This is a genomic window from Ruminococcus sp. (genome assembly GCF_017650195.1).
GTDB lineage: Bacteria > Bacillota > Clostridia > Oscillospirales > Ruminococcaceae > Ruminococcus.
In genome coordinates this window covers 31,246-52,983 of sequence record NZ_JAGCFH010000326.1, presented here as the reverse complement: position 1 = coordinate 52,983, position 21,738 = coordinate 31,246, and the positions used below count along the sequence as shown (strand labels likewise).

General features: G+C 47.1%; 19 protein-coding genes. 3 read left to right on the top strand and 16 right to left on the bottom strand.

All coding sequences use genetic code 11. The annotated features are described in order from the left end of the window. The coding region (locus J6U00_RS14780) for a hypothetical protein (protein WP_296583146.1) at positions 1–1,155 on the bottom strand (1,155 nt) is incomplete at its 3' end. Between the two features lie 221 nt (positions 1,156–1,376). Here J6U00_RS14780 and J6U00_RS14775 point away from each other — a divergent pair. Beyond that, complete coding sequence (locus tag J6U00_RS14775; protein ID WP_296583144.1) at positions 1,377–1,931, top strand: RNA polymerase sigma factor; 555 nt, start codon at positions 1,377–1,379, stop codon at positions 1,929–1,931. Further along, a complete protein-coding gene (locus J6U00_RS14770; protein WP_296583142.1) occupies positions 1,924–3,243 on the top strand; it encodes a hypothetical protein in 1,320 nt (439 codons plus the stop codon). Before J6U00_RS14775 ends, J6U00_RS14770 begins: the two co-directional genes overlap by 8 nt. 215 nt (positions 3,244–3,458) lie before the next feature. On the opposite strand, the gene J6U00_RS14765 is transcribed toward J6U00_RS14770, so the two are convergent. The 13 genes from J6U00_RS14765 to murC all read right to left on the bottom strand — a co-directional run bounded on the left by J6U00_RS14765 (position 3,459) and on the right by murC (position 18,044). Beyond that, positions 3,459–5,975 (bottom strand): heavy metal translocating P-type ATPase, encoded by a 2,517-nt coding sequence (locus J6U00_RS14765; RefSeq protein ID WP_296583141.1) that lies wholly within the window; start codon positions 5,973–5,975, stop codon positions 3,459–3,461. A 167-nt stretch (positions 5,976–6,142) separates the two neighbouring features. Continuing rightward, positions 6,143–6,922, bottom strand: a complete 780-nt coding sequence (locus tag J6U00_RS14760) for a M23 family metallopeptidase (RefSeq protein WP_296583140.1) — start codon at positions 6,920–6,922, stop codon at positions 6,143–6,145. Positions 6,923–7,248: 326 nt separating this feature from the next. Next, a complete protein-coding gene (locus J6U00_RS14755; protein WP_296583138.1) occupies positions 7,249–9,540 on the bottom strand; it encodes a penicillin-binding transpeptidase domain-containing protein in 2,292 nt (763 codons plus the stop codon). 52 nt (positions 9,541–9,592) lie between these two features. Beyond that, positions 9,593–10,171, bottom strand: a complete 579-nt coding sequence (locus tag J6U00_RS14750) for a hypothetical protein (protein ID WP_296583136.1) — start codon at positions 10,169–10,171, stop codon at positions 9,593–9,595. After that, a complete protein-coding gene (gene mreC / locus J6U00_RS14745) occupies positions 10,161–11,027 on the bottom strand; it encodes a rod shape-determining protein MreC (RefSeq protein ID WP_296583134.1) in 867 nt (288 codons plus the stop codon). The genes J6U00_RS14750 and mreC overlap by 11 nt, the downstream gene beginning before the upstream one ends. Positions 11,028–11,038: 11 nt before the next feature. Then, complete coding sequence (locus tag J6U00_RS14740; protein WP_295077826.1) at positions 11,039–12,055, bottom strand: rod shape-determining protein; 1,017 nt, start codon at positions 12,053–12,055, stop codon at positions 11,039–11,041. 179 nt (positions 12,056–12,234) lie between these two features. Then, positions 12,235–12,495 carry a DUF4321 domain-containing protein gene (locus J6U00_RS14735; RefSeq protein ID WP_296583132.1) on the bottom strand — a complete coding sequence of 87 codons (261 nt, stop codon included), beginning with the start codon at positions 12,493–12,495 and terminating at the stop codon, positions 12,235–12,237. Between the two features lie 32 nt (positions 12,496–12,527). After that, positions 12,528–12,968 (bottom strand): dUTP diphosphatase, encoded by a 441-nt coding sequence (dut, locus tag J6U00_RS14730; protein ID WP_296583130.1) that lies wholly within the window; start codon positions 12,966–12,968, stop codon positions 12,528–12,530. Next, the gene (locus tag J6U00_RS14725; protein ID WP_296583128.1) at positions 12,965–15,001 is read right to left on the bottom strand and encodes a U32 family peptidase; all 2,037 of its coding nucleotides are present in this window, start codon (positions 14,999–15,001) and stop codon (positions 12,965–12,967) included. The genes dut and J6U00_RS14725 overlap by 4 nt, the downstream gene beginning before the upstream one ends. Beyond that, positions 15,001–15,363 (bottom strand): cell division protein ZapA, encoded by a 363-nt coding sequence (locus tag J6U00_RS14720; RefSeq protein ID WP_296583126.1) that lies wholly within the window; start codon positions 15,361–15,363, stop codon positions 15,001–15,003. The genes J6U00_RS14725 and J6U00_RS14720 overlap by 1 nt, the downstream gene beginning before the upstream one ends. A 152-nt stretch (positions 15,364–15,515) precedes the next feature. Next, the gene (locus J6U00_RS14715; protein WP_296583124.1) at positions 15,516–15,926 is read right to left on the bottom strand and encodes a VOC family protein; all 411 of its coding nucleotides are present in this window, start codon (positions 15,924–15,926) and stop codon (positions 15,516–15,518) included. Positions 15,927–16,042: 116 nt separating this feature from the next. Beyond that, positions 16,043–16,624 (bottom strand): transcriptional repressor LexA, encoded by a 582-nt coding sequence (lexA, locus tag J6U00_RS14710; protein WP_296583122.1) that lies wholly within the window; start codon positions 16,622–16,624, stop codon positions 16,043–16,045. Between the two features lie 4 nt (positions 16,625–16,628). Beyond that, positions 16,629–18,044, bottom strand: coding sequence for a UDP-N-acetylmuramate--L-alanine ligase (gene murC, locus J6U00_RS14705; protein ID WP_296583120.1), 1,416 nt, complete (start codon positions 18,042–18,044; stop codon positions 16,629–16,631). Between the two features lie 259 nt (positions 18,045–18,303). On the opposite strand from murC, the gene spoVG reads away from it, so the two are divergent. Then, positions 18,304–18,603, top strand: a complete 300-nt coding sequence (gene spoVG, locus J6U00_RS14700) for a septation regulator SpoVG (protein WP_296583118.1) — start codon at positions 18,304–18,306, stop codon at positions 18,601–18,603. 59 nt (positions 18,604–18,662) lie between these two features. Here spoVG and J6U00_RS14695 read toward each other — a convergent pair whose 3' ends face one another. Together J6U00_RS14695 and J6U00_RS14690 are read right to left on the bottom strand one after the other, a co-directional pair. After that, on the bottom strand, positions 18,663–19,199 hold the full coding sequence (locus tag J6U00_RS14695) for an NUDIX hydrolase (protein WP_296583116.1): 537 nt from the start codon (positions 19,197–19,199) through the stop codon (positions 18,663–18,665). Then, positions 19,199–21,724, bottom strand: coding sequence for a YfhO family protein (locus tag J6U00_RS14690; protein ID WP_296583114.1), 2,526 nt, complete (start codon positions 21,722–21,724; stop codon positions 19,199–19,201). Before J6U00_RS14690 ends, J6U00_RS14695 begins: the two co-directional genes overlap by 1 nt. Between the last annotated feature and the right edge of the window lie 14 nt (positions 21,725–21,738).

Below are 21,738 nucleotides of genomic sequence, written 5' to 3'. Positions count from 1 at the left end.
GGTTATTATCTTTGTATTGGCAGCCTTCGCAGGATCACGCTTTACCAGCTTGTAAATACTAACCTGACTGCCGCCATTACCGATATCCCAGCAGTAGAATTCGTCATCTCCTGCGCTGACTACGTTCATCGGTAAAGCGTCCGCGTCGATCCAGTTGAGTATCTGTTCTTTCGTTCCGTCCTTTTTTATACCGTAAAGGTCGGTGTCATCGCAGTTCAGCAGCAGATAATCACCGTAGCCCGTGGTGAAATTATCTCTGTACATCAAAAAGCTGTCGCTTTCCAGAGTAAAGAAAGGTTCTCCGACAGTCCTCCTTTCCGGGTCATAAACAGCGATCTTCCTTACGGACCTGCTGTAGTCTGCGTCGGGGTAATAGGAATAGGTTAGCAGTACCGAGCCGTCGGAGGCATACATGAAGTATGCGTCTTCTGTTTCGCACTCATCACAAACCGAGGAGAGCTTTTCAAGGCAGCCGTCGCTGCTGCATGAAAAAATCTCGTTCCTGCCGATAGTAAGGAGCAGAGTATCGTCGGAGCTGATGATAAAGCTGCCGAGATACCGCTCTTCCTCCCCGTCGCAAAGGTATTCATCAATATTGCTGAGCATGGAAAAGCTCTTTACAGAGCCGTCCTCGTTGTAGAAGCATATGCCGTAGGAGGTCTTCCTGCTGTCATAGAAGCTCTCGTAATCAAAGCTTTCGTCATAGCCGTCCGGCAGCTTCACTCCGTCGTCGTCATAGAGCATATAAATGGCAGCATACTGCCCCTCCGGAGAAATAGAGGTCCAGCAGTAATGATCGTCTGCTGCCTTTGCCTCATCGGGGATATCGAGCTTTATCTCCATGAGCTCTGATAGCCCGGCGTCGGCGCGGTAGAGCATTTCACTATTATCTGCGTAATTATATGCAGTAAGGATATAGCCCCCGTCCTTCTGAGGAACTATCGTGCCTAAATTGTCAAATCCGCCGAGGACCTTATAGTCGGTGAGCTTGTAGGAATCCGCAAGAAGCTCTGCCGCAGACTGCGGTACAGACTCTCCGGCGGAATTTACCCCTGACTTATCCTTGATACCGTTGTTCTTTGTATCGCTGCAAGAGCTCAGGGACAGGCAGGCTGCTGCTGCAAAAGCCACAGCACGTATTATTCTGTCGTTCATTTTATCTCTCCTTTTGCGGAGGATCTCCGCATAGTTCCTGCAATGACCTCTGCTTTATGTTTATCATTGCCTGTACACTATTATAAACGTAAGGAACTGCAAAAACGTGACAAAAAATCTTCCTTGAAAAAATTTTTCCCCGGAACTGAAATATTCCGCGTTAAAATTCGATTATATAGACAAGAGGACCTCAAAACCTAACGAAAGGAGGTTTCCCGGTTATGAATGATGCATCTATCATGGAACTGCTCCGGAAGAGAGACGAAAGCGCGATACAGGAGCTGAAGCTTAAATACGACGGACTGTGCCTGTATGTAGCGGGAAATATCCTGTCAGGGCGCGAGGACGCAGAGGAGTGCGTGAATTCCGCCTATTATGACCTTTGGAAGAAGATACCGCCGGAAAGTCCCTCAGACCTTAAGACCTATCTTTGCCGTATCGTAAAGAACAAGGCTATAGACAGACTTAAGTACAACACCGCACAGAAGCGGGGCTCGGGATATACGGTCTCCCTTGACGAGCTTGAGGAATGTATACCCGACAGGGGCGGCGACGATGTCTCCGCGGAGAAGCTTGCAGGGATAATAAGCAGATTTCTCAGGGAACAGGACGAAAAGCACAGAAAGGTATTCGTAAGGCGCTACTGGTACGGCGACTCCCTCGCGCAGATAGCAGGGTACTACGGTATGAACGAGAAGACCGTCGCTACCTATCTTTTCCGGACAAGAACAAAGCTCAGAGAATATTTGAAGAAGGAAGGTTATGATTATGGATAAACAGAAATTTTATAAAGCTGTTGATATGATCGACGATGACCTTATAAAGGAAGCGGAGATAGCTCCCGATAAGCTTATGGAAAGCGACGGCGAGGGCATGACAGTATCCGGCGTTGAGACCTACAGAAGACCGAAATGGAGCATTATCGCTTCTGTTGCAGCAGCTGCTGTACTTGTACTGGGCGTGGGCGCTTCGCTGAATATGCTGATGAAGCACCGCCCGAACGTAGTGCAGGATATGACTGATGATACACTGGAGGACAGCAGCGGCAGCGATCCCGCAGCAGAGGGTACAAAAGAAAGTGAATATAAACAGGGAGCAGGAGAAGAGGCGACCGCAGCTCAGCACAGCGAGGGACCGAAACCTGTTGATACCACTGAAAGTACAGGTACGGCTCCCGATAACGGTGAAGAGCCCACAGCTGTTCCGATAGTGGAGAACGACGGCAGACAGCAGGAGACAGTACAGACAGCGGCACAGCAGACCACTCAGCCGACAGAAAATACTTCCCCAAAGACTACTGCCAAAACCACCTCAAAGACAATTGCTAAGACCACCACAAAGACCACGACCAAGCGTACAGAGCCCGTTACTACGACAACAAAGTCCGTAACTACAGAGAAAATGGACGTATTTGCCCGTCTGAATGCTCTGACCTATTCTCCCGAGACCTGTGACGGACTTGCCGAGTATGTGCTGAACGCTCCCGGAGATACTGAGATATTCTATTTTAATTTTTCGGGAAATTACAAGTGGGTATGGCGCAACGGTTCGGCAAGTAATCCCGTACTGAAGGAAGCTGTTCTTCCCGATGACCTTGCCGAATACCTTATGGAACACGGCGAGGAGATAGGAATGTATCCTGCATATTACAGCATTCCGGTGCCCATGCAGGGCTATAGCTTCAATGCTCAGTATATCCGCACTAACGGTTACAGTGACGGTGCAGTATATCCCAAGAAAAAGCTCATAACGAGCCGTGCGGAGCTTGACAGCTACATTGAGGCTAATAAGGACATATATGATTTTAAAGGCTGGGATACAATAACAGGCTTCATGAACGCGACTGCTAAATATGACGATAACTGGTTCAGCAGCCATAAGCTTCTTGTAGTTGTACTGGAAGAGGGAAGCGGTTCCATAAGTCATACAGTAGCAGAGGTCAACGGACTCGGTGTAACTATACAGCGTGAAATACCCGAGGTCGGCACCTGCGATATGGCTGAGTGGCATATCCTTATAGAGGTGGACAAGGACTTATATGTCCACAGCGACTTTATGGTAAGCACCTACGAAAAACACATAAGATAAAAAGCAGAAGGCAAGCGAAAAGCTTGCCTTCTTTTTATGTCCTGCCAGCCGCTGCCGGCAGTAATTCTTTATTGGTATTAAACAAATGTGAACATACATTCTTGTGCAGAACAGAGAACTTCAAAATTATTTTTTCAATATTCAATGGTTTTACATTGAATTTCATGCCATTCCGCCCCCCTTATAGAAGGTGTTTTTATCTGCCTGCCTCTGCGCTAAATACTGACGACCTTATATCCTGCGGCTTCCACAGCCTGTTTCAGCTCATCGCTGCTTATATCGCCGCAGAGCTTCACCACAGCCGTACCCTTTTTATGGCTCACCTCTGCGCTTTCCACGGCTTTAAGCTCCTCCAGAGCCTTTTTAACGCGAGCTTCACAGTGTTCGCACATCATGCCCTTTATTTTTATGGTCTTTTCTGTGCTGCTGTCGGGGTTTTCCTCAGCTTTTATGTGTACCGACCGCTTTTTATCGCGGCTTGGGTCGTAGGGCTTGAACATATTCAGCCTCAGGGCATTAGTGACCACGCAGAAGCTTGAAAGGCTCATTGCCGCCGCACCGAACATAGGGTGGAGCTCCCAGCCGAAGAGCTTAATGAAGGCTCCTGCGGCAAGGGGTATACCTATTATATTGTAGAAGAAAGCCCAGAATAGGTTCTCGCGTATATTCCTGAGAGTTGCACGACTGAGCCTTACAGCGGCCGGAACGTCTGCAAGACTGTTCTTCATGAGAACTACATCAGCCGCGTCTATGGCAACGTCCGTGCCTGCGCCGACGGCTATGCCCATATCTGCCGAGGTAAGGGCAGGTGCGTCGTTTATGCCGTCGCCCACCATTGCGGTAACACCCTGTTTTTTCAGCCTGCGTACAACCGCTTCCTTTTCGTCGGGGAGCACACCTGCTATGACCTCATCAACGCCTGCCTGCTCGCCTATTGCCCTTGCAGTGACCTCGTTGTCTCCGGTGAGCATTATCACCTTTATACCCATATTTTTAAGTTGTTTCACGGCTTCAGGACTTTCCTTCCTGATAACGTCCGCAACCGCTATAAGACCTGCTGTCTTTCCGTTTTCAGAAAAGAAAAGTGGAGTTTTTCCCTCTGCGGAAAGCTTTTCGGAAGCAGACCTGATATCCTCCGGTATATCCGCGGAAGATCCTATAAATTCGAGATTTCCTCCCGATATTTTTACACCATTTCTTTTTGCAACAAGACCGTTTCCGGATAAAGCCATGAAACCAGTAACATCTTCAGGCACCATGCCTTTTGTGGTGCAGCATCTGATTATCGCCTTTGCAAGAGGGTGTTCACTGTGAGTTTCAAGGGAAAGCGCAAGGGTAAGAAGCTCCTCCTCCGTGCGTTCTCCTGCTGGGATAATGTCAGTAACTACCGGCTCTCCAGCGGTAATTGTACCTGTTTTGTCGAGAGCGACAATGCTGACCTTTCCAGTCTGCTCGAGAGATATGGCATTCTTGAAGAGTATGCCGTTCCTGGCTCCAGTACCGTTTCCGACCATGATTGCCACGGGAGTTGCAAGTCCGAGAGCACAAGGGCAGCTTATAACAAGGACGGATATCGCTCTAGCAAGGGCATAGCCTGTGCTTTTGCCTACAAGCATCCAAATTATAAAAGTTACCGCGGCTATTATTATTACCGCAGGCACGAATATCCCCGATACCTTGTCAGCAGTTTTTGCTATGGGAGCCTTTGTGGCAGCTGCGTCTGAAACGAGCTTGATTATCTGTGAAAGAGTGGTATCTTCTCCCACCTTTGTGGCTTCACATTTTAGATATCCTGAGGTATTGACAGTAGCGGCAGTTACAGAAGAGCCTGGTTTCTTGTCTACAGGTATACTTTCTCCTGTGACAGCAGCCTCATTTACGGCGCTTTCACCATCTGTCACTATACCATCAACGGGTATGCTCTGACCTGGACGGACTACGAATATATCACCCTTTACTACGTCATCAGCAGCAATCTCAGTCTCAACGCCGGCCCTTATTACTGTGGCAGTCTTCGGGGACAGCTGCATGAGACTTTTCAAAGCGTCCGTTGTCTTTCCCTTTGAGCGCGTTTCGAGGAGCTTTCCTACGGTTATGAGAGTGACTATCATTGCAGCTGACTCAAAGTAGAATTCGTGGGTATAGCTCATGGCTTTTGTGATATCACCATTTACTTGAGCGTCAGCCATTGCAAAAAGGCTCCATGTACTGTACAGGAATGAAGCCATAGAACCCATAGCTACTAGAGTATCCATATTAGGGGAGCGGTGAAAAAGTCCCCTAGTGCCATTTATGAAGAATTTCTGATTTATGACCATTACTATCGCCGAAAGCAGCAGCTGTGAAAGGCCGATAATGATATGATTTTCAGCCATAAAGGCGGGCAGGGGAAGTCCAAGCATAGAATGTCCCATTGATATATATACAAGTATTAGCAGGAATACAATAGAAGCGGATAGCCTGCGTTTCAGCGTGGAGAGCTCTCCAGTCTCTGAAAGCTCGTCATTTCTGACTATTCCGGCTTTCACAACACTGTCAGCCGAAGAAGCTCCGTAGCCTGCGTCTGTAACTGCTTTTATAATAGCGCTGTCCGGAGCGCTCCCTTCAACCCTCATAGAATTGGTCAGCAGGCTTACAGAGCATGAGGTAATGCCTTCTAAGGAGGATACGGCTTTTTCAACTCTTGCACTGCACGCTGCACAGCTCATGCCTGTTATATTGTATTTTCTCACAGCTCCGCCTCCGTTTCTGATATACTAACGTTAGTATATCATAATTATGATTCTTCGTCAATCAGGGCTTATACTGCTGTTGCATATGGCTAATATCATGGGCCGTGTATGTAGGGGCGGATATCAGGCAGCTTCGCTTATCCGCCCTGAGCCTGTAAGCAGAGTATTCAATTACTGATAAGGCTCATGGGATCTATGAATTTTCCGTTGTGGGTGACTTCAAAGTGAAGATGAGGAGGAATACTGCTTTCGATATCTGCGGTCTCGCCGACAGCTCCGAGGATATCTCCACCGTCAACTCTGTCTCCTTTTTTTATGGCAAGGTCTGAGCCCATACCACAGTACTTGGTGATATATCCATTCATATGATTTATTACTATCGTAACTCCCCACAGAGGGTCATTTGATACAGACTCTATTTCACCAGCTGCTACGGCATAGACGTCAGTACCCACTTCGGCTGCTATATCAGTACCGTTATGGGTCTGCCATGTTCCTGTGGTCGAGTTTTTTACAAGCTCTCCGTTGCTGAATTCGCAGATGATATTGCTCATATCCTCAAGTGGAGAGCGAACCTCTGACATATCTGTGGCAGCCAGCTCGGCCTGTTCAATGTAGACGTTGTCCTTGAAGGGAGCGTCTACCTTTATTTCCGCAGCTGGCAGAGTTTGCAGCGGAGCCTCTGTGATTAGGGGGGCAGTCGCCGTTGTTTTAGTTATGTTGGCAGGAGCTGTGGTCACTTGTATGTTGGTGACCTGTCTGCTGACGGTATTCTCTTGTACAACACTGTTGCTTCTGGTATAGGAGTCTATCTGCGGCAGTCTGTCACCCTGTTTATGTGCGAAAAGGCAGGCGGCGCCGATCATTACAGCACTTATGCCGAGTGCGGCGTAGAAGCCCTTTGAGCCTTTTTCGTTATGCTTTTCGGTCAGTTCGTTTTTTTTCACACTAACACCTCCGACCATATTATTGACAGTAGGCAGGAAAATATACATTTTTTTCGTTTTTAGTCTATAGCCGGTGCACCCCAACCTCACACAATGCTGTCTGCCCTCGAAAAAAGCCATAAGGAAAAATTTTGACCTTCCTTATGGCTCAGCTTTCAGAAAAATATGATTTGGTAAAGAACGTGATTCTCAAGAGATGTTCTCCGGTGAGTCGGTTTAATTGCTAGGGGGTGGGCGAAGCTACACTTATAATCACAATGCGCTCCGAAAGAGGGCATTTTCTGTAAACTATGCAGTTTAACAGACTGACCCATAAATGAAAAATATCAGTTATAATTCGGTTCCTGTGAAGCATCCGGTACTAAGCTGCTGGTATCCTCGGAAGAAGGCGGAGGAAGAGTTGCGGCAGGAACTGTCCATATCTCAGTTGGCTGAGTCCATGGTTCTGTCGGCTGAGTCCAAGGCTCGTAAGGAACTGTAGTCACGGGCTCGGTATATGGTTCATAGACTGTAGCTGCGGTAGTTGTTGCGACAGTTGTGGTGGTCAAAGTAGTTGTGATCGTCGTTGTTTCGGTGGTAGTGAGAACTGGACGCACCTCATCAGGAAGCTTCGGATTTGTGGGCTTTACGCCATTCAGACCGTAGCATTCCTGATAAGCGAGTATCAGGTCTCTTATCATATATTTCGAGTATTCACCGTGCTCGACAACGCCAGCAAAGGCAATCTCCGGATCGTCTGCAGGAGCAAAGCCTATGAAGAAGGAGTTCTGGTCGTTGATGTTTGCGCCTACCTGCGGAGTACCGGTCTTTATAGCTACATCAAAGCCGAGGTTTGTGAGGGAGTATTTTGCAGGCATACTGCGTGAAGCGTCTATCATACCGCCTATGATATAGTCATAGAGGTCAGGAGTATTCAGCTCTATCTGATTTGCCACTACAGGCTCTGTCTTCTTTATGAGCTGACGCGAGCCATAGGAGTAGTAGCTGTCAACGATATAAGGTTGATATCTTAAGCCACGGTTTCCGATAGTGCTTGCGACGACAGCCATTTGCAGTGGAGTGATACCGCAGTCCTGGTTACCAATACCTGCCTGGATAACATTTCCTATGACCCATTCCTGACCATGTTCTTCAAAGGTCTCAGGGTTACACAGGTACCCCTCTGCGTCTCCTGTTTCTATTCCGGTATGAGAGCTGAGGCCGTACATTTTTGAGTATTTTGTGATATTGTCGATACCCAGCATACGTGATAGTTCATAGAAATAGCAGTTGCATGATACCTCTATAGCGTGGCGCATGGTGATATTTCCGTGAGTACCCGTACACGAGTAATGACTGCCATAGAACCAATAGTCATGACCGCAGAAGAGGGGAGTACCGCCTGTTACAACGCCCTCGTTTAGACCAGCCGTAGCGGTAATGGTCTTAAAGGTGGAGCCGGGACGGTAAAGGCCGTAGGTGCAGCGGTTTACAAGAGGAGAATCCTCAGCCTGTAAGAAATATTCGTAATTCTCCGAGTAATCCTTAAGATTATAGGTAGGAGCCGTAGCCATTCCCTTTACAGCGCCCGTTTTAGCGTCAATGACACAAACTGCTCCGCATTTTCCTTTCAGCAGACTTGGCATGGGATTTATGGCAGGGAAGGTATAATTCAGAAAATCGTCGAGGATATTCTGTAATTTCAGCTGATAAGCACCGTCAACGGTGAGCTTTATAGTCTCTCCGGAGTTTGCTTCAAGAATGGTCTTGACGTCTCTGACAACGCCATCCTTGACGGCTATCTGCTCCTCGCCGTTCTGACCGCGCAGGGGAGTTTCCATAGCAGCTTCGATACCGCTCTTTCCGAGGGTGTCGTTATAGCTGTAACCCTTGGATTTCAGATCGTCGTACTCCTCCGCGTAGATAGGACCTACAGTGCCTATCTCATGTGGAAGGATATCTCCGCGGACTATCTTTCTTTCAGAGGCGTCAACTGCCTCTACGCCGCGGTAGAAATTGCTCAGCTCCTTCATATCGACCACAGTCTTGTCGTCAACTCCTTCTGCAAGGAGGAGGTCGTTAGTATAGGAGAAGTCCTTGTCTATCATCTGATAGCGCATACCGGCGATGATACGCTTTTCCTCATCGGTATAGGTATCGGCTATCTCGTAATCGGATATGAGTTTGTCTATACAGTTTTCAGCTGTTGCGTAGACGTTGAGGTTAAGGTCGGAAATGAGCTCCGAGTTATCATCGGACATGAATATATATGGTTTTGTAAATGATACCGGTATGGTCTCCTTGAACTTGTAACCGTGTTCCTCAAGGGCTCTGTATATGCCGAGGAGTATTTTGTTGCCCTCTTTGAAGTCAGTTGGGAAAAAAGCCATTTGCAGGACTATATCGGTGCGTGCGTCGTTGGTGACTATGGTATTTCCACTGAAATCTATGATCTCTCCACGGGTAGCCTTTATGCCCTTCTTGTAGGTAAGGGTGCCGGGCTCGTACTGCTGGGGAGTTTCAATAGCGTTGTCACCTACTACCTGTATCCTCATGAGTCTCAACGAGCTTAAAAGAGCAAGGGATACAACGAGGAATATGATTATAATAGATTTGAGATTTTCTGCAAATCCTTTCAAAAGGTGTGCCTCCTTTATGATTATGACCGCACCTTTGGTGCGGTCTGAGATATTATCTTCTGTTTTCCGACTGAATATTTGTGTTTATCGCTTCCTCAATAGTAAGGTGCTCCTTTGGCATGAGAAGGCGATTCACAAACTTCAGCACAAAGTAAATCAGCACTGATGATATAACGGTATATATCCAGACTCTGAGCGTTACTCTTACGAAGATACGGTGTACGTTGGCGTAGCCCCATATCTGATAGTAGAACTTGTAGTCCAGCCAGCACTGTATGTACGAAGCGGCAGCGGTGACAAACATATAGTTTATAAAGCGGTCCCTCAGGTACAGCTCAAACATGAGATTTGCAGCGATACAGAAAAAAGCGAGTATCACAGCGTTGTAGCCGAAGAGCTTTCCACAGCATATATCTATGAGAAAGCCGCATAATGCTCCCGTAACTGCTGAGGCGTAGATATTGTTTTTCAGCGCTATGCCTATTGCGAGAGGAACAAGCAGTATCGGCTTATATAGAGTACCGGAACTCATTATTATGAAACCAATAAAGATGAGCAGGTAGTATATTCCCCAGCGCAGAGTAGTTTTTATGCGAAAGATACGCTGCTCACGGGTAGTTCTAATCCTCATCTTCTTCGTCCTCCTTCTTGCCGCTGAAATCGGTTATAACGATAACAGAGGTAAGACGGGAAACATCCACGCAAGGATTTATATCGGCGCAGACTGAAAGTCCGTTGGAATCGAAACCTATCTCAAGTATAGTACCTATAGGGTAATCCTTAGGGAAAAGACCGCTGGAGCCGGCGGTTATCATAAGGTCTCCGCGCTTGAGCTTGTTCTTCTTCGGAACGTGTATAAGCTTTGTGTGACCATTTTCAGAGGAGAGTATATCACCTTCGATTATGCCCTGATCCGCATTTGACGATGAAGCGACTGCGGCAACTGATAGGTCGGGTGAAAGAATAGTCCTTACGGTTGAAAGATGCTTTGAGACCTCGACGGTAATGCCCACAAGACCTTCTGCGGTTACTACGGGGCAGTTCACAAGGATACCGTCTGCAGAGCCCTTGTCGATAGTGAAGGACTTGAAGGGGTCGTTAGTTACGTAGCTCAGCACCTTGCAGGGTTGGGAGAGCTGGTAGTCGTCATGGTTTTCCTTGATAGTAACGAATTTGCGGAGCTCTTCCACCTCAGCCTTTATAGCGTCGTACTCAGTGAGCTGAGCGTTGAGTTCGCCTATCTGCTTTTTCAGGCGTTCGTTCTCCTCATAGTATTTGTCAGCGTTTTCAAGCTTATCCACAGTGTGCTCCATTTTGGCGCTTATACTGTTTGAAGCAGCGCGGAAAGGCTTTGTAACGGTATTTATGAAGGAAGCTCCCGAAACGGAATAGCCGCCTTTTGTAACGGCGTATACCATAATGCCGACGAGAAATGCGAGAAAAGCAAGCAGAACCTTGAATCTGGTGCTTTTTATGAAATCACGCATGGAGCTCCCCCTTAATAGTACTTGACGTTTTCAGTGAGAGCGTCCTGATAATCATTGATATTTTCAAGTATCTTTCCGGTGCCCTCGGCAACGCAGTCAAGGGGATACTCGGCGATATATACCGGCATACCGGTTTCGCGGTTTATGAGCTTGTCCAGACCGCGGAGCAGAGCGCCGCCGCCGGCAAGTGTTATGCCGTGGTCGATAATATCCGCCGAAAGTTCAGGAGGAGTTTCCTCAAGAGTTGACTTTATCGCGTCGATGACTCTTGAAAGTGGCTCAACTAGAGCGTCACGTATCTCGGCAGAGGTAACGGTTATATTCTCCGGGAGACCGTTGAGTAGGTTCCTGCCTTTTATTTCCTGGGATTCCTCCTTCTCGCTGGGGAAGGCAGAGCCGATATCGAGCTTGATATTCTCAGCTGTTCTCTCACCAATAAGGAGATTGTATTTTTTCTTAATATAGTTTATAATAGCAGCGTCAAACTCGTCGCCAGCGCATCTTACCGAGCGTGAAGCGACTATTCCGCCCATTGATATAACGGCTACCTCGCTGGTGCCACCGCCGATATCAACTATCATACTGCCGGCAGGCTCGTTTGTTGGAAGACCTGCGCCGATAGCGGCAGCCATGGGCTCCTCTATTATAAGTACGTTGTTAGCACCTGCCTTTTTGCAGGATTCGCGTACTGCACGCCTCTCAACGGCTGTAACACCAGAGGGTATGCATATAATAACGTTTGCCTTTGTGAAGAAGGTACCCTTCAGGGCTTTCCTTATGAACTCCTGAAGCATGGTCGTGGCTATGTCGAAATCGGCGATAACGCCGTCCTTCAGGGGCCTTACGGCAACTATCGAGCCGGGAGTACGGCCGATGACGTCCTTAGCCTCCTTGCCGACATAGCGGCATTTGTCCGTTCTTGTATTTACAGCAACGACCGACGGCTCTCTTATTATTATACCCTTTCCTCTCATATATACGAGGGTATTAGCTGTGCCGAGGTCAATGCCAATATCTTTTGTAAACATTCTGTAGCTCCTTAAACTGCTTTGATTCTGATATACACATATTTATATTATAGCACTAACGGGAAATATGTACAAGAATTTTTTTCTAGAAAAACCCGTGGTTGTAAATTTTGGTGTAATACGGAAACTGCTCCGCATAAAGCCGGTAAAAAACTGTCGAAATGGACGACAATGCCTTATCACTTGGAGGTGATGAGCTTAGGAGCGGTTTTTATGTATGCATATATAGCAATGAGTATGCATATTATCTGTGCTATATTGATATTGAAAGAGAAACCGAAGGTTATGCTGAACAGCTCCATTGAGAATTTGCTGTCCTCAAGGCTTATGCCTCTAGAGTAGCCGAGCCATGCAAAGGCGCCTGATGCGACTGTGCCAATAACTCCGCCGAGAATGCAAGCGCAGATAAAAAGAAGCAGAAAATAGAGTGTTTTTTTCATAATAATATCTCCTATCTTTTGTTTTAGTGTATTTATTTAATTCCCGATGAACCAAAGCCGCCGTTTCCTCGCTCTGTTTCGGAGAGCTCCTCGCTAACTTCGATATCGGGCATTAATATACGTGTTGGTATCATCTGGGCTATACGCATACCGTGTTCTACGGTAAATGCGGCTTTTCCGTGATTAATAAGGGGGACGAACCATGCGCCACGGTAGTCGCTGTCAACTACTCCCACGCAGTTGGCAAGGGATACTCCGTACTTTGAGGATAAACCTGAGCGTGGGTATATGAGCAGCGCAATGTCTTCTGAATCCGGCTCAGCTGTAATACCGATTGGTATCATTTTTATCTCGCCCGGCGCAATTGTTACGGGAGAATCAAGGCAAGCGCAAAGGTCAAGACCTGCGCTTCCAGGCGTTGCACGGGAGGGGATAACAGCTCTTGGATCAAGCTTTTTGAATGTGAGTTTCATGTTGTGATACCTCTGTAGTAAAGTCCTCTGGTGATATTTCCCTGCGGCTTTTGGCCGCTGAGAGCGGCAATTGTGCTCTCGGTGTCCTCGTCGGAAAGGTAAATGACACCGTAGCTTATTCCACGGAGCTCCTCAGTTCTATCAAGCATGTACAGTCTGTCTGGGTTGAGTATCTCGGTATAATCATTTGAGCATACCACAGGGAGCTCCCTGCCGGTGCGGTCGGTGAGCTTCTTTTTGCATTTTTTGCAACCCACCTCATTCCTTATAGGGCAGTTTCTGGTGAGCATCAGTGGCAGTCTTCCGTATACCACGGCTCCCAATGGGAGATCGGTATGTACGGCGGCAGTTTGCTTAAGAGTTGCTTCAACTGAGAAAACGCAGTCCTCAAGGCCGAGACGGCGGAGATAGCCTGCAGAGAAGGAGTTGAAAATATTCAGCGTGAAGCTGCCGTGGAGCCTGAATCCAAGTTCTCTGCCAATTGCGATACAGTCGGGGGTGTGGCAGTAAAGCCTGTCGAGCCCCTGTCTGTAAAGCTCTCTGAGGCGTTCATTGAGACTGTATTCGTTTACGATGAAGCGCGGCGGCGATACTATCAGCTTGCTTATATCCACGCTGCCAAGTATTTCCTCATTCAACAGTTCCTCAGGTACTATGAGATACTCCGAAAGCTCCGCGGCAGCTTTTATCTGTTCAGCTGTGCGGCAGAAGGTCCGGAGAGAAATCTTTCTATCAGGTTCTATGCAGCTTTGCTGAGGTAGATGAGGAGTATAATCGGAAAATGTATATTCCGGCGTGTTTTTGCGGATGATCCTACGGGTCAGTTCCTCAGTAACATTTCTTCTATACTCGTTGAGCTTTCCGGCAGGGACCATAAGTCCGTTGTCTATATCTGCGGTCAGCTTTCCAAGTATGAAAACAGTATCTCCCAGCTTTGAGAGCTGCTTTTCAAGAGAGGATTTGTCAGTGGGGCGGCTGAGAGCCCTTTCGGGAACTTCGCCTTCGTAGGAGACCGTAATGCCATTACAGTTTCCGGTCAGCACCACAGGCTGTCCTTCCTTTATCACCGCATGGAGATCAATCGTGTAAGCCTTTCGCTCGAAGCGGTAAAGCTCGTGTATTTTTGGTATGAGCTCGTGGGCTGATATAACATCGTCCTTTTCGCGGACTCCGAACATATCCAGCCTTTTGCCTGTGAAGTAGCCGTCAGTAAAGCCGCTTCGGGAGAATACTCCGCGGAGGAGTTTCATATCGGGGGCATTGCCTTCAAGGGCGCTTTTTAGCTCATGTACAGCGGAAGCCACATATTCGGGGCGCTTCATGCGTCCCTCTATCTTGAAAGAATCAACTCCCATAGCTACAAGCTCATGGACATTCGGAAGCAGGGAAAGGTCTTTCAGAGAGAGAGCAGCCTTATCCTTATTGCCTACGGCAGAAAATGGAAGTCTGCAAGCTTGTCCGCAACATCCACGGTTTGCGGAGCGCGAGCCTATCATAGCCGACATATAGCACTGTCCCGAGACTGACATACACAGCGCACCGTGTACGAATATCTCGGTTTCTATACCTGTACCGCATATACGGGAAATAGTCTCACTGTCAAGCTCACGGGCAGGTACCACTCTTGCGTAGCCTAGCTTCTTAAGCATTGAAGCTCCTGCGGCGGTATGAACCGACATCTGCGTGGAAGCGTGGAGTACAGTGTCGGGAATACAGCGGCGTATCAGCTCCGCACAGCCCCAGTCCTGTACTATAAAAGCATCGACGCCGTTTTGGGCGGAGGTTCTGATATATTCGCAGAAATCAGCGGCTTCATCGTCGGAAATGACTGTATTCACTGCAAGATCGAGCTTTGCGCCATACTTATGGCAGAGCTTTGCGGCTTCGGCTATCTCTTCCTCAGAGAAGTTATCGGCGCTGCTTCTTGCAGAAAAGCGCTTTCCGCCTATGTATACAGCATGCGCACCCGCCCTTAGAGCTGCTCGGAGAGTTTCCATGCTGCCTGCTGGAGCGAGTATCTCTGTATACTCCATTAAATGCTGTCGCTGAGCTGCTTGAGCTTAACCATATTCTCAAGCTGAGTTATCTTTGACTTGAGGACCTCGATTTCCTTCTGAGCAGCGTCGCGCTCTATACGGGTTCTGCCAGCCTCATCTACATATTCCTTTGTCTGATCGCGGATATTGTCAAGGCGCTGATTAGCCTTGTTGAGGTCGTCAAGGAGTGCCATAGCCACCATTATGGAAGCGGCATAAGGTGAAGAACCGCTTGCTGCGGTGATCTCTGTGATTTTTGTTTCAAGTGCTCTTGCAAGAGCATAAACGTAGTTCGGAGCCTCGGCAGTCTTTATCTTGTACTCCTTACCGCATATTATGACCTTTACTTCATTAAGCATAGTATCGTCCTTTCCGTGGCGTATTTTTTACCACTCTACATTATACACTATTTTTCGAAAAAATGGAAGTGTTTTTTTGAAAAAATTTATTTTAGTAACCGGAGCGCTGCAAGCTGAGAGTTGAGAGTTATATAATCCGAAAAAATCATAATTTATAAATCCTTTTCTTCGTATGGCTTATCCCACGAACCAATCTCAATAAGATTGCCTTCCGGGTCAGCTATATAACAGGTTCTCTGTCCCCAAGGTTCAAGCTCTGGTTCTAACACTGGCGTAGCTCCGTTTTCCACCGCTTTTTTGAATGCAGAATCAACCTCGGCAAATGTATCAACATAAAGAGTCAGTTCAAAATGGCCGTTCAATCCCTTGATATAGTCATACCTGCGGCTTGTCATTTTTTCAAAGTCTTTTCTCCCGTATAATAGAAATAAAGTACCGTCTTTCACAAGATAAACATTCGATGTGTCTTCTGCTTCTTTAATCTCAAAGCCAAGTACATCTCTGTAAAACCTAATCATTTTGGACATATCCTCGACAAATAATCCAAACCCATCCAATCTCATAAGTAACCTCCGTTAATTCAGATTTATATAAGTAAAGGCTTTCAACTTTCTGGCGGATATTTTTCGCCCTCTAAATGAGGTAACGAAGGCAGCGTACCCTACAGCAAGCTAACAGCTTAATAGTACCGCTTTAATCCAATTACCTTGCCGAGGACCTCCACCTCGTCTAAGATAATAGGCTCCATTGTCTTATTTTCCGGCTGGAGGCGGTAATGTCCCCTTTCTTTGAAGAAGCGCTTCACTGTAGCCTCCTCGCGGTCTATGAAGGCTACAACTATATCTCCGTTTTCAGCGTAGTTCACACGCTTTACTATTACTATATCACCGTCGAGTATGCCGGCCTCTATCATGCTCTCGCCTCGTATTTTCAGAGCGAAGAGCTCCTGAGGATCGACTCCGGGTGCTTCAAATCCTATGTATTCCGTGATGTCCTCAACAGCTGTGATAGGCTGACCTGCGGTTACTGTACCCATTACAGGAACAGATGTGGTGCCGCTGTTGGGCAGGCGGAGAGTGCGGTTGAGATTACCTGTTTTCTCGATAAGCCCCTCGCGGACAAGAGTCTCGATATATCTGTGGGCTGTAGATGTGGACTTGAAGCCCATAGCGTCCATTATTTCCCTTACGGACGGCGACATACCGTCACTGAGGCGGGATTTTATATAGTTGAATACAGCTATTTCTTTATCCTTCAGCATATTATTATTCCTCCGAAAGCTTTTTAAGTACCATTTTTGCAATCTTGTAGGCGTCACCGCAGCCGAGTGTTATAACGAGGTCGCCTTTTTGTGCGTGACCACAGATATAGTCGCAAATCTGTTCAAAGTTAGCGTACTTGCGTTCATCTGTCCACTCTGCGGTCTCATCCTGCGGGAACCATATACAGCCAGGTATCTTTTCTGCAAGATGACGGGTGAAGATACCGTATGTGTTCTTTTCACGGCTTCCCATGATATCGGTGAGCACAGCGTGGTCGGGTATTTGCAGCACTCTTGCAAAATCGTCAAGAAGCAGCTTTGTTCGTGAGAAAGTGAAGGGCTGGAATACTGCCCATACATGCTTGAAGTTCATCTCCATGGCGGCGTTTAGGGTAGCTTCGAGCTCTGTGGGGTGGTGAGCGTAATCGTCGACTACGGTTATGCCTTTCTCAAAACCCAGCTTCTCAAAGCGGCGCTTGGCTCCGCGGAAGTCCTCAAGCCCCTTTTGTATGAATTTGAAGTCAACTCCAACATAACGGGCAGCCGCAACGGCTGCAAGGGAATTGAGCACATTGTGTATGCCTGCTACATGAAGAGTCACAGTTCCCAGTTTTTTGCCCTTATACATTGCGTCATAGATTGTGAGAAGTCCGTTTTCATGCTTTACGTTTTCGGGGTAGTAGTCGCAGGAGCTGTCTCTGCCGAATGTTATTATCTCCTTGCCTGTGATACCCTCAAGAGACTTCATGGAATTTTCGTCGGAGCCGTTTACAATAATGCACTTCGAGGTGTTTTCATTGAATTTACGGAAGGACTTGATTATATTATCAAGCGTGCCGAAGTAGTCGAGGTGGTCTGCGTCTATATTCAGAATAACGGCTATATCTGGGAAGAATTTGAGAAAGTGGTCCTCAAATTCACAGGACTCGCACACCATTATATCACTCTTGCCGGCAACTCCGCTTCCGCCTATGCAAGGGAGTTTTCCTCCGATATATGCGGAGAGGTCCACTCCGGCAGTAAAGAGTATTTGCGTTATCATTGAGGTAGTGGAGGTCTTGCCGTGAGTTCCGGAAACACATATAGCGCTGCTGTACCAGCTTGTTACTATGCCGAGAAGGTCGGCTCTTTCAAGTACGGGGACTCCGCTTGCTCTTGCTGCCATGAGCTCCGGATTGTCAGCCATGATAGCGGCTGTGTGTACGATAAGGTCTGCACCTTCGATATTTTCAGCTCTCTGACCGATAAATACGGGGATGCCCATTTTCCTTACAGCGTCGAGAGTCTCGGTCTCGTTATTGTCTGAGCCTGTAAGGTAATAGCCTTGAGAGTGGAGTATCTGAGCGAGAGGATACATTCCAGAGCCTCCGATACCGATGAAGTGTATGTGTTTTTTACCTTTTAAGATATTGATATCCAAAATGATCACCTTTCCTGAATGATAATTTTATAAAGCAGGGCTTATACCCTGAGAAACAGCCAGTATATCATCATTTAACATGTGTAATGCATGAATGTTATAAGTTTTTCACCTTTATTTTGCATAAACGCTTGCTTTTTTACAAAATATGCGTTATAATAAGTTTACAGGTTTACTTTCTACCGAGATTAATAGTTAAATATAAAACATTTCGGTGTTCGTACCGTAAGTTGCATAAATAATGTGAAGGAGGAAAATTATGGAAATTACAGATGTTAAGATCAGAAAGATCATGGCTGATGGTAGGCTTAGAGCGGTAGTATCTTTAACTATCGATGATATGTTTGCCGTTCATGACATAAAGGTTGTACAGGGCGATGAGAGGCTTTTCGTTGCAATGCCTAGCAGGAAGGACGAAAACGGGGTGTTTCGCGATATAGTTCATCCCATTTCTGCGTCGGCAAGAAAGATGTTCGAGGAAACTATCCTTGAAGCCTATGAAAGACAGCTTGCCGTTCTTGAAGCCGAGGAGACCGGCGCTTCCGAGGAAGCAGTATAAACGATATCCTACCAAGACCTGCCCTGTGCAGGTCTTTTTTTGTCTGTGTGTGGTCTTTCTTATATCCCGAGTATACGGGCTGCTTTAAGAACTGTTATCTGTGTCTTTCCGTCACGTATAGTTCCGTCCATTACTTGCTTTACCGCCTCTGAGAGGGGGATGCGTTCGACGTCGAGAAATTCGTCGGGATCAAGGTCTTGTCTGCTGAATCGCAGTCCTCTTGCAAGATACATATATGTTATCTCGCTGTCGTATGCCGGAGTTGGGAGCATTTCACCTAGAAAGATGTACTCCGAGCAGGTATAGCCTGTTTCCTCAAGGAGCTCACGTCTTCCACACTCGCCGTGATCTTCGCCCTTTTCGAGCTTTCCGGCAGGTACTTCTCGTGTAACCGACTGGAAGGGATAACGGAATTGTTTTACGAGAAATATTTCGTTGTTCTCGGTTATCGGTATTACGCATACTCCTCCGTTGTGGTGCAGTACATCCCGGACAGCGGTCTTGCCGTTTTCAAGCTCGGCGCTGTCGTGAGTTATGGTAAAGATAGGCCCTTTGTATATAAGGTCGCTGGATATAGTTTTTTCCTGTAAATGCATTATTTATCCTCCTTTTTGCTGAAAAGACTGTCGCAGTGATACAGGACGGTCTTTAGTTTCTGACATGAGTTGTAGCCGTAATAGTGCCGGAACGGGAAGCTTTTGCTATTACCGAACTTTCTGCGGCATATCAGTACGTACAGCGCAAGTGCTGCGGTTGCTGTTAGGCTTATTATAACGCCTGCTGTAAGATAAGGCGTTCTGTAGGTGAATACTATAGTATTTTTTCCGGCCTCGACTTTTACAGCCATGAAGCCCTCGTTCACTCGCTCAATATCGGCTTTTCTACCGTTTATCTCGGCGCTCCAGCCCTTGCTGTAGGGAACACTGAAAAATACTAACTGAGGCTTCGGCAGTTCTATTACAGAACGGAACCCGTTAGAGTTATAAACGAAGCTATCCGCGCAGCACTGCTGCTTCTGACGGCAGAAAAACTCATAAGTGCGGCGGTTCATGGCTGAGGAACTTGAAGGGTCGAGCTCCTCCATGATATCACTGTACTTTTCTGCCTGTTCCTCTGAAAGAATTATGGAACGAAGCATCATTATCTCACGGTTCAGTTCACTTTTTTTCATTGCCGTAGATTTTGTGATGTAGGTGTCATAAGCCCAGCCCATAGGTATGAACAGTTTATTCTCGTATATTTCGAAGTTTTCGGTCTCGCCGGCGTATTCAAAGCCTGTGAGCTCGTTAGGTATAAGAGCGTTGCTTATGTCCTCTTCTTCCGGGTCTGATAAAGCCTTTCTTGTCCTTGGGGCGGATACTCTGGAAATGAGCTCATCATAGCTGCACCCCTTTTCCTTTTCCTTGTAGAAGTACTTTACTGAAAGAAGGCTGCGTAGGGGATAGTCCCGGAGAGTGGGACGTGAAGCCACGTCGCGGGTGATGCCTACAAAGTTGTAGAAATCCATTATTGATGGCGAAACGACACTATGGAATGCTCTGACCGATGGTATGCCCCATATCATCGAGGCATTTTCACTGTTGTAGCCGGTGTCTATGCGGAAGAAATCATTACTGCCTGGCATTTCGTATACATCGTTCTCATAGTCTATGAATTCGCTGATATACTTCCTGGCCGCGCCTGCACTATCAGCGCCGTAGACAGTTGTAGTGAACACGCATACTACCGAAGCGGCTGCGGTAGCGAATACGGTGAAGGCTGTATTGAGAGTGCCATTTTTCTTTCTGCAGAATATTAGTGCACAGCACAGCAGAAGGACTGCTGCGACACCTACAGTTGCCCAGAAATATGGAATGTCCTCAGGCAGCGTGAAAAGCTGCGTTTTTTTGCCAGATTCGGTTTTTTGAGGGAAGCAGCCGATCACTGCGAAGGCTGCAAGAAAAACGGCGTTCGTCTTTAGGCCGAAGAAACCGTCTGAGCTTTCGTCGTCAAGGGTATGGGCGGTCATCATAGCCATTATCAGTATCGGCATATAGAACCAACGGGCGTAGTAATATGAGTTCAAAGCCTGAAATAGGCTGTTGAGTATGGGTATAAATGCAAATACTATGCACACAACAGTGAGTCTTGAAGCCCAGTGCTTTCTTCTAAGGTGAATGAATGATATTACGCCTGCCATTGAGAATAAAGGCATATAACCACCGACAGATGCCCACAGTTCGTAGTTTTCGCTGAAAAGTACGGAATATCCTGGGGGATCGCATGGCATGAAGAAGCTCTGTATTATCTTAGGTATGAGCGTAGTGTCAGCATAAGCTATCATGTCCACGCCGTAAAGTCGTTCGTTCAGCCTGAAATTTCCAATGAGAGCCATTGCCGAGGGCAGGAGTATGAATGCAGACATTAGCGTACCGACTATAGCCTCAAGGCAGAGTCCGAGAAAAGTGTGCCATGAGGTATGAAAATCAGGACTTTTTCTACGGCAAAGATAGTAAATTACTAGAAATACCGCCTGGCCGGCAAAGAAATAGTAATTTACGCAAGCCAAAAGCGCCACAGACAGAGCAAAAAGGCCTTTTCTGTGACAGTTTACACATTCCTCCATTGCTATCAGCATAAGAGGGAAAAGCGCGGTAACGTCCTGAAAGTGATTGAAGAATATGTTGAATATCTGAAATCCAGAGAAGGAGTAAAGCAGAGCTCCAGTAAGAGCAGCATTATTGCCGCGGACAAATCGCCTTATGTATGCGTAAGCTGTAAGAGCTGCTGTGCCGTGCTTTACTGCGAGCATCACCGGTATCGCACGGAGCATTATGCTCTTCGGAAGAAAGGCTATCAGCCAGAAAAACGGGCTCCCGAAGAGGTAGAAGGAGTAGGACGTCATAAGGTCAGAGCCGAGGTCTGTCAGCCAACTCCAGCCTAGCTGTCCGTTTTTCACAGCTGAGCTCACAAGGCAGTAAAATGGTATTTGCTGAGCGTTGAAGTCGCCGTAGTATATGAAATACCCGTGTTCCGCAATCATCATGGGAAGCATAGTGAACAGCATAGCCGCAAAGCCTATAAAGAATGCTGTTAGGTATTTTTCTTTTGTACAGCGTAGGTCAACTATGCTCCTTTTCAAAATATTGTCCTCCG

Excerpts from the sequence above, each read along its gene's own strand:
- J6U00_RS14775 (WP_296583144.1), top strand. The coding sequence starts at position 1,377 with ATGAATGATGCATCTATCATGGAACTGCTCCGGAAGAGAGACGAAAGC.
- J6U00_RS14770 (WP_296583142.1), top strand. The coding sequence starts at position 1,924 with ATGGATAAACAGAAATTTTATAAAGCTGTTGATATGATCGACGATGAC.
- J6U00_RS14750 (WP_296583136.1), bottom strand. The coding sequence starts at position 10,171 with ATGAGGATTAGAACTACCCGTGAGCAGCGTATCTTTCGCATAAAAACT.
- mreC (WP_296583134.1), bottom strand. The coding sequence starts at position 11,027 with ATGCGTGATTTCATAAAAAGCACCAGATTCAAGGTTCTGCTTGCTTTT.
- J6U00_RS14740 (WP_295077826.1), bottom strand. The coding sequence starts at position 12,055 with ATGTTTACAAAAGATATTGGCATTGACCTCGGCACAGCTAATACCCTC.
- J6U00_RS14735 (WP_296583132.1), bottom strand. The coding sequence starts at position 12,495 with ATGAAAAAAACACTCTATTTTCTGCTTCTTTTTATCTGCGCTTGCATT.
- dut (WP_296583130.1), bottom strand. The coding sequence starts at position 12,968 with ATGAAACTCACATTCAAAAAGCTTGATCCAAGAGCTGTTATCCCCTCC.
- J6U00_RS14725 (WP_296583128.1), bottom strand. The coding sequence starts at position 15,001 with ATGGAGTATACAGAGATACTCGCTCCAGCAGGCAGCATGGAAACTCTC.
- J6U00_RS14720 (WP_296583126.1), bottom strand. The coding sequence starts at position 15,363 with ATGCTTAATGAAGTAAAGGTCATAATATGCGGTAAGGAGTACAAGATA.
- J6U00_RS14715 (WP_296583124.1), bottom strand. The coding sequence starts at position 15,926 with ATGAGATTGGATGGGTTTGGATTATTTGTCGAGGATATGTCCAAAATG.
- lexA (WP_296583122.1), bottom strand. The coding sequence starts at position 16,624 with ATGCTGAAGGATAAAGAAATAGCTGTATTCAACTATATAAAATCCCGC.
- spoVG (WP_296583118.1), top strand. The coding sequence starts at position 18,304 with ATGGAAATTACAGATGTTAAGATCAGAAAGATCATGGCTGATGGTAGG.
- J6U00_RS14695 (WP_296583116.1), bottom strand. The coding sequence starts at position 19,199 with ATGCATTTACAGGAAAAAACTATATCCAGCGACCTTATATACAAAGGG.